Here is a 17,570-nt window from a genome sequence, read left to right on the forward strand (position 1 = left end):
CTTCAAAGTGATGGAAAATTAGTGGATGATCTTGGCGAGGAAATCGCGCGCGCGGTCCGAGCGCGTCGTGTTGAAGAAGTCATCCTTGCTGCAATCCTCGATGATCTTGCCCTGGTCCATGAAGACGATGCGGTTGGCGACTCTTTTTGCAAAGCCCATTTCATGGGTGACGACCATCATCGTCATGCCTTCCTGCGCCAGCCCCACCATCACGTCGAGCACTTCGTTGATCATCTCCGGGTCGAGCGCCGAAGTCGGCTCGTCGAACAGCATGGCGATGGGATCCATCGACAGCGCGCGGGCGATCGCCACGCGCTGCTGCTGGCCACCGGACAGCTGGCCGGGGAACTTGTCCTGCTGCGACAGCAGGCCCACGCGGTCCAGGTATTGCAAGCCCTTAGCATTGGCTTCGTCGGCGCTGCGGCCCAGCACCTTGATCTGGCCGATGGTGAGGTTTTCGCGGATCGACAAATGCGGGAACAGCTCGAAATTCTGGAACACCATGCCGATGCGCGCGCGCAGTTTCGACAAATTCGTTTTCGGATTGTTGACGGTGATGCCATCGACGATGATCTGCCCCTGCTGGATCGGTTCGAGGCCATTGACCGTCTTGATCAGGGTCGACTTGCCGGAGCCGGACGGGCCGCAAATGACCATCACGTCGCCCTTGGTGACGTTGGTGGTGCAGTCGGTCAGTACTTGGAACTGGCCATACCATTTGCTGACGTTATTGAGTTCAATCATCTTGTTCTTTCTTTTTCGGTTAGCGAATGATGGCGACGCGTTTCTGCAGGCGTTTTACCAGGAACGACAAGGCATAGCACAGCACGAAGTACACGACGGCGACAAACACATACATCTCCACCAGGCGGCCGTCGCGCTGGGCGATCTTCGAGGCGGCGCCGACGAAATCGGGGATCGACAGCACGTACACGAGCGACACGTCCTGGAACAGCACGATGGTTTGCGTCAGCAGCACGGGAATCATGTTGCGGAAGGCTTGCGGCAGCACGATGAAGGCCATGGTCTGCGAATAGTTCATGCCCAGTGCCTGGCCGGCCCACACCTGGCCGCGCGGGATCGACTGTATGCCGCTGCGCATGATCTCGCAATAGTATGCCGCCTCGAACATGATGAAGGTGATCAGCGCGGAGGAAAAGGCGCCCACTTTCACGGGCTCGTTCGCGCCGATGACCCAGGCGGCGATGTACGGCACCAGGAAATAGAACCAGAAAATCACCAGCACCAGCGGGATCGAGCGTATCAGGTTGACGTAGGTCGACGCCACGCCCGAAATGAGGCGACTGCCGGACAGGCGCATCAGCGCCAGCAGGGTGCCCAGCACGATGCCGCCCACCATGGACAGCGCCGTCAGTTTCAGGGTAAACACCATGCCGGTCTGGAACAGGTAGACCCACGAGCGGGAGATGACATCGAAGTCGAAGTTACCGAACATATCAATGTCCTCCCGTCTTGGCGCCGGCGACGATGAAGCCCGGGATGGCGACCTTTTTTTCGATCAGGTGCATCAGCACCACCACCAGCAGGTTGACGACGACGTAGATGATGGTGGCGGCCGAAAACGCTTCGAATACCTGGAACGAGAATTCCTGGATGGCGCGCGCGCTGGCCGTCAGTTCGATCAGGCCGATGGTCAGTGCCACGGAACTGTTCTTGATGATGTTCAAAAATTCGCTGGTCAGCGGTGGCATGATGACGCGCGCGGCCATCGGCAGCAAAATGAAGCGGTAGGTCTGCGGCAGGGTCAGGCCCAGCGCCGTGCCGGCCAGTTTCTGCCCGCGCGGCAGCGCCTCGATGCCCGTCGTTACCTGCACGGCCACGCGCGAGGAGGTAAAGAATCCCAGGCACAGCACGGCCGTGACGAACGGTGCATTTGGCAGCGACTTGACCCAGGCGCCCAGGTCGGGCGGCAGCAGTTCCGGCATGACGAAATACCAGAGGAACATCTGCACCAGCAGCGGCACGTTGCGGAACAATTCGACGTAGGCATTGGCCACGCCCACCAGCCATTTGTTCGGCAGGGTGCGGACGGTGCCGATCACCAGGCCCAGGATCAAGGCCATGATCCAGGCCGTACCGGCCGTGGCCAGGGTCCAGATCAGGCCGGACCACAGGGTGTCCATATACGTGCCCACGCCATCGGGAGAAATCTCCCAGAAAATGCGCCAATTCCAGTTGTAATTCATGATCATCCTTCGCATGCAGCCCGAGGACAGCGGCCAGCCGGCCGTCCGTCCCGCAAATAAATCGGGAGGCTTGCGCCCCCCGATTTGTTACGCACTCTTGTTACTTTTTCCGTTTGTCCGAAGTCTTCTGCGCTTCGGGCACGGCCGCATAGGCGGCCGGGTCACCGGAGTCGGTCGGATTGGTAAACACGGCCTTCAATTGCGGCGGCATGGGGAATTTCAGGTTGATGTTTTTCGGCGGGATGGGCGAGGTAAACCATTTCGCGTAAATGCGGTTGATGTCATCGCTCTTGTACAGGCGGATCAGCGCATCGTCGACCACTTTCTTGAAGGCCGGATCGCCCTTGCGCAGCATGATGCCGTACGGCTCGACCGACAGCGCTTCCTTGGTGATTTCGTAGTCGTTCGGGTTTTTCGAGTTGGCCACTTGCGACGCCAGCAGGATATCGTCGTTGGCTTCAGCCACCGCGCGGCCCGTTTCCAGCATCAGGAACGATTCAGGATGGTCCTTGCCGACGGCAATCGTCATGCCCAGGTTTTTTTCCTTGTTCAGGATGGTCATCTGCTTGATGGTCGACGTGCCGGCCGTGGCGACCAGCGTCTTGCCGCGCAAGTCTTCCAGGGTCTTGATGTTCGACGATTTTTTCGACAGCACGCGGTTGCCGATGACGAACATGGTAGGGGCGAATGCCACCTGCTGCTGGCGCTCCAGGTTGTTCGTCGTCGAACCGCATTCGAGGTCGATGGTGCCGTTGGCCATCAGCGGGATGCGGTTGGCCGACGTCACGGGGCTCATCACCACTTTCAGTTCGCTCAGGCCCAGGTGCTTTTGCAGGGCCGTGACGACTTTCATGCACAGGTCGATCGAATAACCCTGGTATTGCTGTTTGTCATCGAGATAGGAGAAGGGAACGGAGCCGTCGCGCACACCGAGGGTGACGGAACCGGCTTTCTTGATCTTGGCCAAGGTGCCGGTCAATTCCTGAGCCTGGACTGGCGACATGCTGCTGATGACACCGACGCTGAGCAGCGTGGCGATGATTTTGGTCAATTTCATAAATTCTCCTGGGCGGACAAACCGGATGTACTCCGAACGAAACAACTGTGGTGCAGACGCCACCAATGGAATTAATTTTATTTCATTTTCAGCGCCGGACTAGCCGTTTTCTGCGATTGCCCTCAAATAGGCGCTATACGCGCGCCTGAATCAGCGCGGCTGTAGCATTTTTCCTACTGATTTCCCCTTCCCGATTTATTTTGCCGGCGCCAGCCCCGCCAACTCCTCTTCTTGCGCCTCATCGTCCATATTCGCCTGCTGGCGTTGCCACATCTGCGCATACAAGCCATTCGCGGCCAGCAATTGCGGATGCGTGCCCCGCTCGACGATGCGGCCATGGTCAAGCACCAGGATTTGCTGGGCGTCGGCCACCGTCGACAAACGGTGCGCAATGACCAGGGTGGTACGGTTTTTGGCGATGTCCTTCAACTGCGCCTGGATGGCCTGCTCGGCCTTCGAATCAAGCGCCGAGGTGGCTTCATCGAAGATCAAAATAGCCGGGTCTTTCAGCAAGGTGCGGGCAATCGCCACGCGCTGCTTTTCGCCGCCCGACAGTTTCAAGCCCCGCTCGCCCACCATGGAGCTGTAGCCATCTGGCAAGCTTTCAATAAAATCATGGATCGATGCCGCTTTAGCGGCCGCCACGATGGCATCCTTGCTAGCGCCCGGCTTGCCATAGGCGATGTTGTATTCGATGGTGTCGTTGAACAGTACCGTGTCCTGCGGCACGATGCCGATGGCCGCGCGCAGGGAATCCTGCGTGATGCCGCGCAAGTCCTGGCCATCGATGGTGATGCCGCCGCCATCGACTTCATAGAAGCGGAACAGCAAGCGCGACAGGGTCGACTTGCCCGAGCCGCTATGCCCCACCACGGCCGTGGTAGTACCGGCGGGGATCTGGAAATCCACGTCGAACAGGATTTGCCGCTTGGCTTCGTAGCTGAAATCCACATGGTCAAAACGCACGGCTGCGCCCCGCGTGACGAGCGGCTTGGCTTCCGGCGTGTCGGCGATTTCGCGGTTTTCATTCAGCAAGGAAAACAGGCGTTCCATGTCGGCCAGGCTTTGCTTGATTTCGCGGTAGATGACCCCTAAAAAATTGAGGGGAATATACAGCTGGATCATGAAGGCATTCACCAGCACCAGGTCGCCCAGGGTCATCGTGCCGGCGATCACGCCCACCGTGGCGTGCCATAAAATCAAGGTGACGGCCGTGGCGATGATCAAGGACTGGCCCGTATTGAGCAGGGACAGGGAAGTCTGCGATTTCACGGCCGCCGATTCATAACGCTGCAAGCCTTCGTCGTAGCGCTTCGCTTCGTAATCCTCGTTGCCGAAGTATTTCACGGTTTCATAGTTGATCAGCGAATCGATGGCCTTGGTATTGGCTTTTGAATCGAGGTCGTTCATGGTGCGGCGGAAATGCGTGCGCCAGTTCGTCACCAGCACGGTAAACGCGATATAGGACACCAGCGCCACGGCCGTGATGACGGTGAACCAGATGTCGTAATGCAAGACCAGGTAGCCGAGCACGAGGGTGATTTCCACCAGGGTCGGCAAGATGTTGAACAAGGTATAGGAAATGAGCGAGCCCACGCTGCGCGTGCCCCGTTCGATGTCGCGCGTCATGCCGCCCGTCTGGCGGTTCAAGTGAAAGCGCAGGGACAGCGCATGCAGGTGGCGGAATACTTGCAGCGCGATGGTGCGCACGGCCCGTTGCGTGACCCGCGCAAACAGGAATTCTCGCAATTCCGTAAACAGGGTGGTCGACAGGCGCAGCAAGCCATACGCCACCAGCAAGCCGACGGGCAGCACCAGCAGCGCCTGCGGATGGGCCGCCGTGATCGTCATGGCGTCGACGAGTTTTTTCAGGATCAGGGGCACGCCCACGTTGGCCAGCTTGGCGCCCACCAGACATAGCAGCGCCAGCAGCACCCGCCATTTGTAGACCCACAGATACGGCAGCAAGGTCTTGATGGTGGCGAAATCGCTGTGGCTGGCGGAAGCTGGCGAGCGGGGAGGAGGGGGAGTCTGGGAACGGCGCATGGCGAAGGTCGGCTTTTTATGGTTCAATCGGGGCAATTGTAGCCTTTCATGAGAATAAAAGATGAGCACCTCCCCCGACCGCCCCGACAACTGCCTCGCCTCCGGCCTGCCCGCCGGAAAAATGCCGGAATTGCGCATGATGCCCGCGCCGTCCGACGCCAATGTGTACGGCGACGTCTTCGGCGGCTGGATCATGGCGCAGGTCGATATCGCCGGTTCCCTGCCGGCCACGCGGCGCGCCAACGGCCGCGTCGCCACCATTGCCGTCAATTCCTTCGTCTTCAAAAACCCCGTCTTCGTCGGCGATCTGCTCTCCTTCTACGCCGACATCGTCAAGGTTGGCAATACCTCGATCACCGTCAATGTCGAGGTGTATGCCGAGCGCAACCGCCTGCAGGCATGCATCGTGAAAGTCACGGAAGCAACCCTGATCTACGTGGCGACGGACTCCGACCGCAAGCCGCGCAAGGTGCCGCCCATCGAGACCTTGCTGTCGCCTTGACTGTCGCTGTTACATTAATCCCACGTTTTATTTTCAGACGGCATGGATAGCCAGCGCCGCATTTTTCTGCAGAGCGCCGCGCGCATCGGTGCGCTGGCCGCCGCTGGCAGCGTGCTGTCCGGTTCCAGTGCGGGCGCCGCCACGCGCCTGAATGGCGCCGGCTACCCGTTTGCGCTCGGTGTCGCTTCCGGTTCGCCCTTGCCGGACGCCGTCGTGCTGTGGACACGCATCTGCTACGACCCGCTGCACGCGGCCGCCACGCCCGCCATCGCCCTGAACGTGCGCTGGGAAGTGGCTGACGATGAAGGTTTTCGCCGCATCGCCGCCAAGGGCCAGGCCACGGCCACACCCGCCCTCGCGCATAGCGTGCACGTCGACGTGGGCGGTTTGACACCCGGGCGCTGGTATTGGTACCGCTTCATGCTGGGCGACGCCGTCAGCCCCGTGGGCCGCACGCGCACGGCGCCCGCCGCCGATACCCTGCCCGCCTCGCTGAAACTGGCCGTCGCCTCGTGCCAGCACTGGGAATTCGGCGCGTATGCGGCGCACCGGCACATCGCCGCGGCCGCGCCCGACCTGGTGGCCTTCCTCGGCGATTACATCTATGAATGGGGTCCGTACCAGTTGCAGCATCCGAGCCGGGCCGTGCGCACGCATGAAAGTTTCAGCCTGGACGACTACCGCGCCCGCTACGCGCAATACAAGAGCGACCGCGATTTGCAGGGCGCGCACCTGGCCGCGCCATGGATCGTCACCTGGGACGACCATGAAGTGGCCAACGATTACGGCAATGACCGCGACGAGTTGCTCACGCCCACCTTTTTGCAGCGCCGCGCGGCCGCCTACCAGGCGTTTTATGAACACATGCCGCTACGGCTGCTACCGCTGGGACGGCGGGGCTTCGTCGACATGCGCATCTACCAGCGCTATGACTGGGGCAGGCTGGCGCGCTTTCACGTGCTGGATGACCGGCAATACCGCGCCTATCACGCGTGCGCCAAGCCGGGTCGCGGCGGCTCCAATTCCGTTACTACGCGCAACTGTCCCGACCTGCTGAAACCGCAGCGCACCATGCTGGGCGAGGAACAGCAGCGCTGGCTGCAAGCCGGCCTCGATGATTCTCCCGCGCGCTGGAACATTCTGGCCCAGCAAATCCTGATGGCGCAATCGAGCCAGGTGCCCATCCTGCGTCCCGGCGACGAACGCATCTGGACCGATGGCTGGGATGGCTATCCGCTGGCGCGCCAGCACCTGCTCGACGCCTTGCGCAGCAGCAAGGCCAGCAACCCGCTGGTGCTGTCGGGCGACGTGCACACTTTTTATGCCACGGAACTGAGCCGCAATGCCATGCGGCCCACCGGCAGGGACAATCCCGTGCTGGCCACGGAGTTTTGCGGCACCTCCATCACCTCGAGTTCCCGCCCGCAGGCGCGGACGCAGCAGTACGTGGCGATGAACCCGCACATCCGTTAAGGACGCAGCGACAAGCGCGGCTATATGTTGATGGAAATCACGCCGGAGAAAACCACGACCCTGTTCCAGGGCCTGGAGAACGTGCGCGACAGCACCTCTGCCATCGCGACACTGGCCAGCTTTGTCGTGCGCGACGGCAAGGCTGGCTTGCAAAGCTGAAGCCTAGGCAACCTTCTTTTCATCGCGCAATTGACGGCGCAATATCTTGCCGACATTGGTCTTCGGCAACTCATCGCGGAACTCGATGTATTTCGGTTTCTTGTAGGCCGTCAATTCATGCTTGCAATGCTCGCGGATCTGTTCCACCGTCAGGTTTGGATCCTTGCGCACGACAAACACTTTCACAGCTTCGCCCGCGTTGGCATCCGGCACGCCGATGCATGCGCACTCGAGCACGCCCGGGCACGAAGCGACCACGTCTTCCACCTCGTTCGGATACACATTGAAGCCGGACACGATGATCATGTCTTTCTTGCGGTCCACGATCTTCACATAGCCACGCTCATCCATGACACCCACGTCGCCCGTCTTGAAGAAACCGTCGGCCGTCATCGACTTGGCCGTCTCGTCCGGACGCTGCCAGTAGCCCGCCATCACTTGCGGGCCGCGCACGGCGATCTCGCCCGGCTCGCCCAGCGGCACTTCCACGCCATCGTCGTTCAGGATCGCCACTTCCGTCGAAGGGAAAGGCAAGCCGATGGTGCCCGTAAATTCCGTGATATCGACGCGGTTGCCCGTCACCACGGGTGAAGTTTCCGACATGCCATAACCTTCGATCAGCGGGCAACCCGTCAGCTTCAGCCAGCGCTCGGCCACGTTGCGCTGCAAGGCCATGCCGCCGCCATTGCACACTTTATAGCTGGAGAAATCGAGCTTGGCGAAGTCAGCATTGTTCAGCAGCGCGTTGTACAAGGTATTGACGGCCGGGAAAACGACAATCTTGTGCTTGGACAATTCCTTGACGAAACCGGGGATGTCGCGCGGGTTGGGAATCAACACGTTCAAGCCGCCCACGCGCATCCCCATCAGGGCGCTGACCGTCAGCGAATAGATGTGATACAGGGGCAAGGCGCACATGAATCCCATCGAGGTGGCGCGCATTTCCTTGGTCATCACGGGTGAAATCCACGCCTCGTTTTGCAGCACGTTGGCGATCACGTTACGGTGCAACAACATCGCGCCTTTCGACACGCCCGTCGTGCCGCCCGTGTATTGCAGGAAGACGATATCGTCATGCCCCTGCTGCACCGGCGTCAGGCTCAGGCGTGCGCCTTCGGCCAGCATCTTGTTGAAGCTGATGGCGCCCGGCAAGGAAAACGCGGGCACCATTTTCTTGATCTTGCGCACGACGAAGTTGACGATCGTGCCTTTGAGTCCACCCAGCATGTCGCCCATGGTGGCGACGATCACATGCTTGACCTGGGTATGCGGCAGCACCTGCTCGACCGTGGTGGCGAAGTTTTCCAGCACGATGATCGCTTCGCTGCCCGAATCGACCAGCTGATGCTGCAATTCACGGGGCGTGTACAGCGGATTGACATTGACCACCGTATAGCCGGCGCGCAGGATCGCCGCCATCGCCACCGGATACTGCAGCACGTTCGGCAGCATGATCGCCACGCGCGCGCCCGTCTTCAGGCCCTTGCTTTGCAGCCAGGCTCCCATCTGCAGCGACAGCTTGTCGAGCTCTCGATAGGTAAGGAATTTATCCATGCACACGAAGGCATTGCGGTCCGCATATTTCTGGAACGACTCTTCCAGCAAATGCGTGACGGAACGGTATTGTGTGCAATCAATCTCTGCGGGAACGCTGTCCGGGTACGACTTCAACCAAATCTTGTCCATCTCGCCTCATCTTTATCTGTAAAAGGGATGCGCCTCCTGGCGCATCCCACACTGTTTATGCTGCTATCTTCGTTTCGTCACGCAGGGCGCGACGCAAAATCTTGCCGACGTTGGTCTTCGGCAGCTCATCGCGGAACTCGATGTATTTCGGCCGCTTGTAGCCTGTGAATTGTTCCTTGCAATACGCGGCCATCACTGCCTGAGTCAGGTTCGGATCCTTACGCACGACAAATACTTTCACGGCCTCGCCCGAGTGTTCGTCCGGCACGCCCACGCAGGCGCACTCGAGTACGCCCGGATGGGCCGCGATGACGGCTTCCACTTCATTCGGATACACATTGAAGCCGGAGACGAGGATCATGTCTTTCTTGCGGTCGACGATCTTCACGTAGCCGCGCTCATCCATGATGCCCACGTCACCGGATTTAAAGTATCCATCGGGCGTCATGACCTTGGCCGTTTCGTCGGGACGGTTCCAGTAGCCGCTCATCACTTGCGGGCCGCGGATGGCGATCTCGCCCGTCTGCCCCAGCGGCACTTCCTTGCCGTCATCGTCGAGGATGGCGATATCGGTCGACGGAATCGGCAAGCCGATGGTGCCGGAGAACGCCGTGCTGTCGGCGCGGTTGCAGGTAGCGACGGGCGATGTTTCCGACAGGCCATAGCCTTCGATAATGGACACGCCCGTCACTTGCAGCCACTTGTCGTTGACGGCTTGCTGCACTGCCATGCCGCCGCCATTGGCGATCTTCAAGCCCGAGAAATCAAGCTTGGCGAAATCGGGGTGGTTCACCAGCGCGTTATACAGCGTATTGACCGCTGGCAACAGGTTGAATTTATACTTGCCCAGCTCCTTGATCAGGCCCGGGATATCGCGCGGGTTCGGGATCAGGATATTCAGCGCGCCCACGCGCGTGCCCCACATCGCGCACGCCGTCAGGGCAAAGATATGGTACAGCGGCAAGGCGCAGACGATGATCAGCTGCTCCTTGCTGTTCTGGTCGAGCGCCGCGCCCGACCACGCTTCGCTCTGCAGCACGTTGGCGATCACATTGCGGTGGCTCAAGGTCGCGCCTTTCGACACGCCCGTCGTGCCGCCTGTGTATTGCAGAAAGGCAGCGTCATTGATGCTCAGCTCGACAGGCGTGAGTTTCATGCGGCTGCCCAGCGCCAGCGCCTGCTTGAAACGCATGGCGTTCGGCAAGGAGTACGCGGGCACCATCTTCTTGACGTTGCGCACGACAAAATTGACGATCATGCCCTTCAAGCCGCCCAGCATTTCGCCCATGCTGGCGACGACGATGTGCTTGACGGCCGTCTTGCCCAGCACTTGCTCTAGCGTATGGGCAAAGTTTTCCAGCACGATGATGGCTTCGCTGCCCGAATCGTTGAGCTGATGCTCGAGTTCGCGCGGCGTATATAGCGGATTGACGTTGACCACCGTGTAGCCGGCGCGCAGGACGGCGGCAATGGCCACCGGATACTGCAGTACGTTTGGCATCATCAGAGCGACACGCGCGCCCTTCTTCAGGCCACGGCTTTGCAGCCAGGCACCCAGCTGGCGCGAATAGGTGTCGAGTTCGGCATAGGTGAGAAATTTGTCCATGCAGACATAGGCATTGCGATCCGCATATTTTTGAAACGCTTCTTCCAGCAAATGTACCAGCGAACGATATTGATCAGGATTGATGTCGGCAGGTACGCCGGGCGGGTACGACTTCAGCCAAATTTTGTCCATCCTGTGCCTCTTGTCTCGAATAATCGTGGGGGAGCCGGCGCACCCTGCCGGCGCGGATCATTGCTGCGGATTCTGTCGTCCGGCAGTCAGTTTGAGCATTCTGACGAGCAATTGCTCTATGCTACTAATGCGATGCTATCGGGCGCCGGGCTTCCATGCAAGCGCTTTCAACAGTATTCGAGCGGCAACTCTAGGGGTATTTTATGCTGCAATGCAACATGCCAAATACACTGTTGCAGGATCGTTTGCCCTGACGTGCGAGACAATCTTTACGGGTCAGGGGCTGGACAATTGTTCCAGCGCCTGCCTGCGCTCAGGCTTCTTGATCTGGGCCATTGTGTGCACTGCAGCATAAAAAGCACGAAAGTTCTTTTTTTCTTCCAGCAATTTTTTGAAGGCAGGCAAAAATTCATTGTAGGTAGACACGGAAGCCAGGTGCGCATTGCTCAATGGCTGCTCGAACCAGCGGTCGTAGCCGGCAAAACCACCCCAGTTTGTCTTCACTACCTGATACGCGTCTTGCAATGCCGCAAACACCTGCGCCTTGCGCGCCCGCTTGTCCGCATCGCTGGCGTCGCTCGCATACACCGACTCCAGTTCACCCCGGTATTTCAGCAGCAGGGCGAGGAAATCCTGGCGCCGCGCCGCGTACTGGGCGTACGCCGCGCGCATGGCGTCGTTGCCCTCGCGCGCCAGCCAGCGCTGCACGCCCGCCTCTTCCACGGCACTGGCAAACGACTCGTTGAAGGCCGAATCACCGGGCACGTACACCACCTGGTGCGCCAGTTCATGGAAGATCAGGCGCGCCAGCTCCGCATCGTTGTAATTGATAAAGGTCGACAGCAGGGGATCGTCGAACCAGCCCAGGGTGGAATAGGCGGGCACGCCGCCCACCTGCACGTCGTAATGCTGGGCCCGCAGTTCGTCGGCATACGCGAGCGCCTCCTCCTTGCTGTAATAGCCGCGGTAATTGACGCAGCCGGCAATGGGAAAACACCATTGCAGCGGCTGCAGCGACAGTTCCGGCGTGGCCACCACGTTCCACAGCACGAACGGGCGCCGCAGGGAGGCGTAATTCTTGTAGCTGCCATTGTCGGGCAAGTCCAGCTCGCTGACGGCAAAGCGGCGAATTTGCTGCGCCTTGGCCAGACGCACTTTCAGGCGCGGCTCGGTGGTCGGGTCGTCGAGCCAGTCGCCGATGGGCCGCGCGCCCGACCACAAGGCATATTGCCCCTGCGCCGCTTGCGTGTAGTAGCGCAGCTGCGTGCAGCCGCCCAGCAGCAGGCACACCGTGCCGACAAGCAAGCGGGCCGGCCAAGGCGCCATGTCAGGCAGCCTTTTCCACTTCGACCAGCGTATCGTAGAAGGTCGGCGCGCGGCCCATGTCCGTCAGGCGCTGGCTGGTCACTTCATTGGCGTTCTTGCCGTCGCTGGCGAGTTTCTTCCACCACACGGACAAGCCCACGACCAGGCCCCGTCTCGCCTTGTCCGTCACCCTGGCCTTGGCCATAAAACTGCCGCGGTCATTGAAGATGCGCACCATGTCGCCGGCCGCGATGCCGCGTGCGGCGCAATCGTCAGGATGGATATCGAGGTGCGGCTCGCCTTCGGCCGCGCGCAGGCTTTTGACGTTGACGAACGTGGAATTGAGGAAATTGCGTGCCGGCGGGGAAATCATGGCCAGCGGATAACGGGCCGCCAGTGCAGGATTGCTGGCTTGCGATTCGTGCGGTGCGATATACGCCGGCAAGGGATCGAGTCCCGCCTGCGCCATGGCGCTGGAATAGAACTCGCACTTGCCCGATGGCGTGGGGAAACCGCCCTCGGCAAATGGCGCCTCGGTCATGGCCAGCTTTTGCCAGCCCGTGCGTTTCAGCGATTCCCAGTCGAAATGCACGGCGCGCGCATCCGTCGCATCGAACGCCTTGGCCGCCAGCGCATCGTCGCTTTCCTGGAAGCACGGGTCATCAAAGCCCATGTGCTGTGCCAGCAAGCGGAAGATTTCCGTATTCGCTTTCGCTTCGCCCAGCGGCGCGACGGCCGCATTGTTCGCCATCATGTACAGGTGGCCGTAGGTGGAATGCGCATCGACGTGTTCCAGCTGCGTGGTGGCAGGCAGCACGATGTCGGCGTAATCGACGGTATCGGTCTGGAAGTGTTCGAGCACGACCGTAAACAAATCCTCGCGGGCAAATCCCTGCGCCACTTTCGAGGAATCGGGCGCCACCGCCAGGGGATTCGAGTTGTAGACGATCACGGCCTCGACTTGCGGGCCGAACTCGGCGGAACTTGCTTTCAATAAATCGTCGCCGATGGTGCTCATGTTGATGGTGCGCGGCGTGCCTTTCAATAAATCCGGGCGCTGCAGGGCCTTGCGGTTGACGGGGAAGGAACCCGAGCTCGACAGTTGCATGCCGCCGGCCGGATGGCGCCAGGCGCCCGTCAGCGCGGGCAGGCAGGCGATATTGCGCACCGCCATGCCGCCGCCATGCACACGCTGCACGCCGTAGTTGGCACGGATGGCGGCGCCCTCGCCAGAGCGGCATGCCTGGCCGTACAGGCGCGCCAGTTCCAGCACTTCAGTGGCCGTGATGCCGCACACCTCGGCCACGCGCTCGGGTGGCCATTCCAGGGCCCGCTGTTTCAGTTCAGCATAGCCGATCGTGTACTGCGCGATATAGTCATGGTCGATCAGATCTTCGGTGATCAGCACATGCATCAAGCCCAGCGCCAGGGCCGCATCGGTCCCCGGCAGCAAGGCGATATGCTGGTGGCACTTTTCGGCCGTCAGCGAACGGTAGGGGTCGATGGCGATCAAGGTGGCGCCATTGCGCTTGGCCTCTTGCGCGCGCATCCAGAAGTGCAAATTCGAGGCGATCGGGTTGCCGCCCCAGATAATGATCAATTTCGCGTTCTGGAACTGCTCCATGTCCGTGCCGATGCTGGCGCCCACCGTGTAGCGGTAACCGGTGGCACCGGCCGAGGCGCAGATGGTGCGGTCCAGCAGGGAAGCGCCGAGCTGGTTGAAGAAGCGCGACGACATCGATTCGCCCTGCACCAGGCCCATGGTGCCACAGTAGCTATACGGCAAGATCGCCTGCGGATCGCGCGCGGCGATCGGTTTCAAGCGCGCCGCGATGATCTGCAATGCCTCTTCCCAGCTGATGCGCTCGAACTTGCCTTCCCCCTTCTTGCCCACGCGGCGCAGCGGATGCAGCAGCCGGTCCGCATGGTAGGTGCGCTCAGTGAAGCGCGACACCTTTGTGCACAGCACGCCAGCCGTGGTCGGATGGTCGGGATCGCCCTTGACGGCGGTGGCCACCCCATCGGTCACGGTGACCAGCAAGGCGCAGGTATCGGGGCAATCGAGCGGGCAGGCGGCGCGCACTTGGGTGGTGGTCATGGGGCAATCCGAAAACGTTGGGGGAAGGCGATACTGTAAACCATTCCGCGCGCTTGCTGTTGGCGCCGTGGCAAGCACGTCCGTGCGCTGGATTTACCCGGCAAACAAGGGCTACAATGCACTATTAGCCGCGCCTGTTTTTGATCAAACAAGCGCGGTCCGGCGCGCCATACATTGCTGCGTGCCAGCATCCACAGGAGAGTCCCATGAAACTAGTTGATCCGATCTTGGCGTTTCAATCCGAGCTGCAAGGTATCCGTCGTGACCTGCACGCGCATCCCGAGCTGTGCTACGAAGAACAGCGCACCTCGGACGTGGTCGCCGCCAGACTGACGGAATGGGGCATTCCCGTGGTACGCGGCCTGGGCCGCACTGGCGTGGTCGGTATCATCAAAAATGGTACTTCGACACGCGCCATCGGCTTGCGCGCCGATATGGATGCCTTGCCGATGCAGGAAATGAATACCTTCGAGCATGCTTCACGCCATCCGGGCAAGATGCACGCCTGCGGCCACGACGGCCACACGGCCATGCTGCTGGGCGCCGCCCATTACCTGGCGCAACACCGCCATTTCGACGGCACCGTGTATCTGGTCTTCCAGCCGGCGGAAGAAGGCGGCGCCGGCGCGCGCGAAATGATCGAGGACGGCTTGTTTACCCGCTTCCCCATGGATGCCATCTACGGCATGCACAACTGGCCGGGCGCCGAAACGGGCACCCTGAGCGTGGTAGAGGGGCCAATGATGGCGTCAAGCAATGAATTCCATGTCACCGTCAAAGGCAAGGGCGCCCATGCGGCCCAGCCCCACAAGGGTATCGACCCCGTCATGGTGGCCGTGCAAATCGCGCAAAGCTGGCAAACCGTCATCACACGCAACAAGAGCCCGCTCGACACGGCCGTACTGTCGATCACGCAAATCCATGCGGGCAGCGCCACCAATGTGATTCCCGATGACGCCAGCCTGGTCGGCACCGTGCGTACCTTCACCACGCCCGTGCTGGACTTGATCGAAGAGCGCATGCGCGAAATCGCCGTGCACACGGCTGCCGCCTTTGGCGCGGAGGTCGACTTTCACTTCAAGCGCAACTATCCGCCGCTGGTCAACCACGCGAAAGAAACGGCGTTTGCCGTCGAAGTCATGCAAAGCGTGGTGGGCGCGGACAAGGTCAACGCGAATGTCGAGCCGACCATGGGCGCGGAAGATTTTGCTTTCTTCCTGCAAGAAAAGGCCGGCTGCTACATCTTCATCGGCAATGGCGATGGCGAGCACCGCGATGGTGGCCATGGCCTGGGTCCGTGCGTCTTGCACAATGGCAGCTACGACTTCAACGACAAGCTGCTGCCCATCGGTGCCAGTTTCTGGGTCAAGCTGGCCGAAGCGAGCCTGCCCATCGCTTGATTTATCCCAGCTTATCCGGACCGGTGCCCAGGCGCTGCCCCGGATTCAACGCTTCCAGGGCCAGCAAGGCTGCCGCATGGTCCGCCGTCGGGTAGGTGGCGGCGATGCTTTCATAGCGCTGCGTCACCAGTTGCGTCACCGGCAAGGTGACGTGTGCAGCCTCGGCCGCCGCGAGGATATTGTGCATATCCTTGACCTGGCTCTTCACTTGGCCGCCAGCAACAAAATTGCGCTCCAGCATGCGCTGGCCATGCACCTCTAAAATCTTGCTTTCGGCAAAACCGCCACGGATCGCTGCCCGTACAGCGCTCGCATCGGCGCCGGCCGCCTGTGCCAGCAACAGCGCCTCGGCCACGATATTCAGGGTGGCGCCGACGATCAGCTGATTGCACAACTTGGCGACCTGGCCACTGCCGGCCGGTCCCACCAGGGTCGGGCGCCCCATGGCCGTCAAGATATGCTCCACGCGCGCATAATCGCCGGTGCTGGCGCCAGCCATGATGGCCAGGTTGCCTGCCTGGGCCCCACCGACGCCGCCCGACACGGGCGCATCGATGAAGGCATGGCCTGCCGCGTGCAAGATGGCATGAAATTGCTGGGCTTCTGATTGCTTGGTGGAACTCATGTCTATCCATAGCGCCCCAGTTGCCAGGGCCGGCAACGCGTCCTGCAGCACCTGCGCCACGATGGGACCGGCTTCCAGCATCGAGATGACCACGTCCGCGCCATTGACCGCCTCAACCACGGAAATGGCGGGCTGCGCGCCTGCCGCACGCATGACTTGGGCCTTGCTGTGCGTGCGATTCCAAATTGTGACAGAATATCCAGCGTGCAGCAGGCGCCGGACCATCGGATCCCCCATCAGACCGATACCGAGAAATGCGATTTTTGTAGAGAATGTCAATTGAACCCCTGAGATCAACAAGTGGCGAAAGCGGCAGGCAAAGCAAGCTTGCGTCTGCGCAAACAAGACAACAGCCTATCGGCCAATTTTACGATGAAAGCCTCTATGTTCTTCAAGAAGAATCTCCTCAAATCCATCGCCGCCGTGACCGCGCTGATGGCGGCCAATGCCGGCTTTGCCGCCGACGGCAAACTGATCGACTCCGTCTACGGCGAATATGCCAAGGGCGTGAAGGTACAAATGGTACGCGCCGGCGTGACCTCGAACTGGGATAAGGCCTGGTTCGTATCGAATGGCACGCAGCTGAGCGGTTACTGGGATGCCAGCATTGGCGGCTGGGATGCCAAGAGCTATCAGAATATCCCTGGCCAGCATCAAAAACTGTGGGACCTGGGCTTTACCCCCGTTTTCCGTTTTGAAAATACGAATAAGCTGGGTTTTTATGCGGAAGCCGGCATCGGCGTGCACATGCTGTCGAAACTGTACAACAACGATGATGACCGCCTGTCGACCCACTTCCAGTTCGGCGACCATATCGGCGTCGGCTATGTCTTCAATAACAAATGGGAAGTCGCTGCGAAGATCCAGCATTTCTCGAACGGCGGCTACAAGAAACCAAATAGCGGCGTCAATTACCTGAACGTCAAAGTCGCTTACCATTTTTAATGGTTGTGATACGTGACAAAGGCAGCGCGTAGCGCTGCCTTTTTTTACGCCTGCTGAACCGCAGGGGTCAGCACCTCCACACCGCCAACGCCAGATTCGACGCCAACGCGCGAGGGGGTCTGACCCCAGCCTTTGCTGTTGGGTTGCCCCGTCAATGGCCAGACGAAAAAAAACCCGACCATTGCTGATCGGGTTCTTCTCTACTGCGAATAACAAGCCTGACGATAACCTACTTTCACACTGGTTGCAGCACTATCATCGGCGCAAAGTTGTTTCACGGTCCTGTTCGGGATGGGAAGGGGTGGGACCAACTTGCTATGGTCATCAGG

The 17,570-nt window shown here is 60.4% G+C and carries 13 protein-coding genes, 1 rRNA gene and 1 pseudogene; 4 read left to right on the top strand and 11 right to left on the bottom strand.

The genetic code is table 11. The annotated features are described in order from the left end of the window. Window positions 1-18 precede the first annotated feature (18 nt). The 5 genes from O3297_RS19905 to O3297_RS19925 form a co-directional block, all read right to left on the bottom strand. Window positions 19-744, bottom strand: a complete 726-nt coding sequence (locus O3297_RS19905) for an amino acid ABC transporter ATP-binding protein (RefSeq protein WP_070254805.1) — start codon at window positions 742-744, stop codon at window positions 19-21. Window positions 745-763: 19 nt separating this feature from the next. Then, a complete protein-coding gene (locus tag O3297_RS19910) occupies window positions 764-1,456 on the bottom strand; it encodes an amino acid ABC transporter permease (RefSeq protein WP_034778970.1) in 693 nt (230 codons plus the stop codon). Window position 1,457: 1 nt separating this feature from the next. Next, a complete protein-coding gene (locus tag O3297_RS19915) occupies window positions 1,458-2,207 on the bottom strand; it encodes an amino acid ABC transporter permease (protein WP_034779060.1) in 750 nt (249 codons plus the stop codon). A 100-nt stretch (window positions 2,208-2,307) separates the two neighbouring features. Further along, window positions 2,308-3,264: an amino acid ABC transporter substrate-binding protein gene (locus O3297_RS19920; protein ID WP_034778971.1), complete on the bottom strand. Its 957-nt coding sequence runs from the start codon at window positions 3,262-3,264 to the stop codon at window positions 2,308-2,310. A 195-nt stretch (window positions 3,265-3,459) separates the two neighbouring features. Further along, entirely contained in the window at window positions 3,460-5,310 is a 1,851-nt protein-coding gene (locus tag O3297_RS19925; protein WP_305049566.1) for an ABC transporter ATP-binding protein/permease, read from the bottom strand. 61 nt (window positions 5,311-5,371) lie between these two features. Between O3297_RS19925 and O3297_RS19930 the strand changes: the two genes are divergently transcribed. Both O3297_RS19930 and O3297_RS19935 read left to right on the top strand, forming a co-directional pair. Next, entirely contained in the window at window positions 5,372-5,812 is a 441-nt protein-coding gene (locus tag O3297_RS19930; RefSeq protein WP_052139932.1) for an acyl-CoA thioesterase, read from the top strand. 42 nt (window positions 5,813-5,854) lie between these two features. After that, window positions 5,855-7,444 (top strand): annotated as a pseudogene (locus O3297_RS19935) (alkaline phosphatase). Window positions 7,445-7,447: 3 nt separating this feature from the next. On the opposite strand, the gene O3297_RS19940 reads toward O3297_RS19935, so the two are convergent. The 4 genes from O3297_RS19940 to O3297_RS19955 form a co-directional block, all read right to left on the bottom strand. Beyond that, a complete protein-coding gene (locus O3297_RS19940) occupies window positions 7,448-9,130 on the bottom strand; it encodes a long-chain-fatty-acid--CoA ligase (protein WP_070254812.1) in 1,683 nt (560 codons plus the stop codon). Window positions 9,131-9,185: 55 nt separating this feature from the next. Continuing rightward, entirely contained in the window at window positions 9,186-10,868 is a 1,683-nt protein-coding gene (locus tag O3297_RS19945; protein WP_305049568.1) for a long-chain fatty acid--CoA ligase, read from the bottom strand. 276 nt (window positions 10,869-11,144) lie between these two features. After that, window positions 11,145-12,194 carry an aminopeptidase gene (locus O3297_RS19950; RefSeq protein WP_099395073.1) on the bottom strand — a complete coding sequence of 350 codons (1,050 nt, stop codon included), beginning with the start codon at window positions 12,192-12,194 and terminating at the stop codon, window positions 11,145-11,147. Between the two features lies 1 nt (window position 12,195). Next, on the bottom strand, window positions 12,196-14,271 hold the full coding sequence (locus O3297_RS19955; protein ID WP_305049569.1) for a molybdopterin-dependent oxidoreductase: 2,076 nt from the start codon (window positions 14,269-14,271) through the stop codon (window positions 12,196-12,198). A 206-nt stretch (window positions 14,272-14,477) separates the two neighbouring features. Here O3297_RS19955 and O3297_RS19960 point away from each other — a divergent pair, with 206 nt between their 5' ends. Next, window positions 14,478-15,671: a M20 aminoacylase family protein gene (locus tag O3297_RS19960; protein WP_305049571.1), complete on the top strand. Its 1,194-nt coding sequence runs from the start codon at window positions 14,478-14,480 to the stop codon at window positions 15,669-15,671. Window position 15,672: 1 nt separating this feature from the next. Here the strand turns inward: O3297_RS19960 and O3297_RS19965 are convergent, their stop codons facing one another. Then, window positions 15,673-16,575, bottom strand: a complete 903-nt coding sequence (locus O3297_RS19965; RefSeq protein ID WP_370385418.1) for an NAD(P)-dependent oxidoreductase — start codon at window positions 16,573-16,575, stop codon at window positions 15,673-15,675. Window positions 16,576-16,668: 93 nt separating this feature from the next. Here O3297_RS19965 and O3297_RS19970 point away from each other — a divergent pair, with 93 nt between their 5' ends. Continuing rightward, complete coding sequence (locus O3297_RS19970; RefSeq protein ID WP_305049573.1) at window positions 16,669-17,241, top strand: acyloxyacyl hydrolase; 573 nt, start codon at window positions 16,669-16,671, stop codon at window positions 17,239-17,241. A 216-nt stretch (window positions 17,242-17,457) separates the two neighbouring features. On the opposite strand, the gene rrf is transcribed toward O3297_RS19970, so the two are convergent. After that, window positions 17,458-17,570: ribosomal RNA gene (gene rrf / locus O3297_RS19975) — 5S ribosomal RNA — on the bottom strand.

Source organism: Janthinobacterium sp. SUN128, from assembly GCF_030587275.1.
Classification (GTDB): Bacteria; Pseudomonadota; Gammaproteobacteria; order Burkholderiales; family Burkholderiaceae_D; genus Janthinobacterium; species Janthinobacterium lividum.

Excerpts from the sequence above, each read along its gene's own strand:
- O3297_RS19905 (WP_070254805.1), bottom strand. The coding sequence starts at position 744 with ATGATTGAACTCAATAACGTCAGCAAATGGTATGGCCAGTTCCAAGTA.
- O3297_RS19925 (WP_305049566.1), bottom strand. The coding sequence starts at position 5,310 with ATGCGCCGTTCCCAGACTCCCCCTCCTCCCCGCTCGCCAGCTTCCGCC.
- O3297_RS19910 (WP_034778970.1), bottom strand. The coding sequence starts at position 1,456 with ATGTTCGGTAACTTCGACTTCGATGTCATCTCCCGCTCGTGGGTCTAC.
- O3297_RS19940 (WP_070254812.1), bottom strand. The coding sequence starts at position 9,130 with ATGGACAAGATTTGGTTGAAGTCGTACCCGGACAGCGTTCCCGCAGAG.
- O3297_RS19920 (WP_034778971.1), bottom strand. The coding sequence starts at position 3,264 with ATGAAATTGACCAAAATCATCGCCACGCTGCTCAGCGTCGGTGTCATC.
- O3297_RS19960 (WP_305049571.1), top strand. The coding sequence starts at position 14,478 with ATGAAACTAGTTGATCCGATCTTGGCGTTTCAATCCGAGCTGCAAGGT.
- O3297_RS19950 (WP_099395073.1), bottom strand. The coding sequence starts at position 12,194 with ATGGCGCCTTGGCCGGCCCGCTTGCTTGTCGGCACGGTGTGCCTGCTG.
- O3297_RS19970 (WP_305049573.1), top strand. The coding sequence starts at position 16,669 with ATGAAAGCCTCTATGTTCTTCAAGAAGAATCTCCTCAAATCCATCGCC.
- O3297_RS19945 (WP_305049568.1), bottom strand. The coding sequence starts at position 10,868 with ATGGACAAAATTTGGCTGAAGTCGTACCCGCCCGGCGTACCTGCCGAC.
- O3297_RS19955 (WP_305049569.1), bottom strand. The coding sequence starts at position 14,271 with ATGACCACCACCCAAGTGCGCGCCGCCTGCCCGCTCGATTGCCCCGAT.
- O3297_RS19930 (WP_052139932.1), top strand. The coding sequence starts at position 5,372 with ATGAGCACCTCCCCCGACCGCCCCGACAACTGCCTCGCCTCCGGCCTG.
- O3297_RS19915 (WP_034779060.1), bottom strand. The coding sequence starts at position 2,207 with ATGAATTACAACTGGAATTGGCGCATTTTCTGGGAGATTTCTCCCGAT.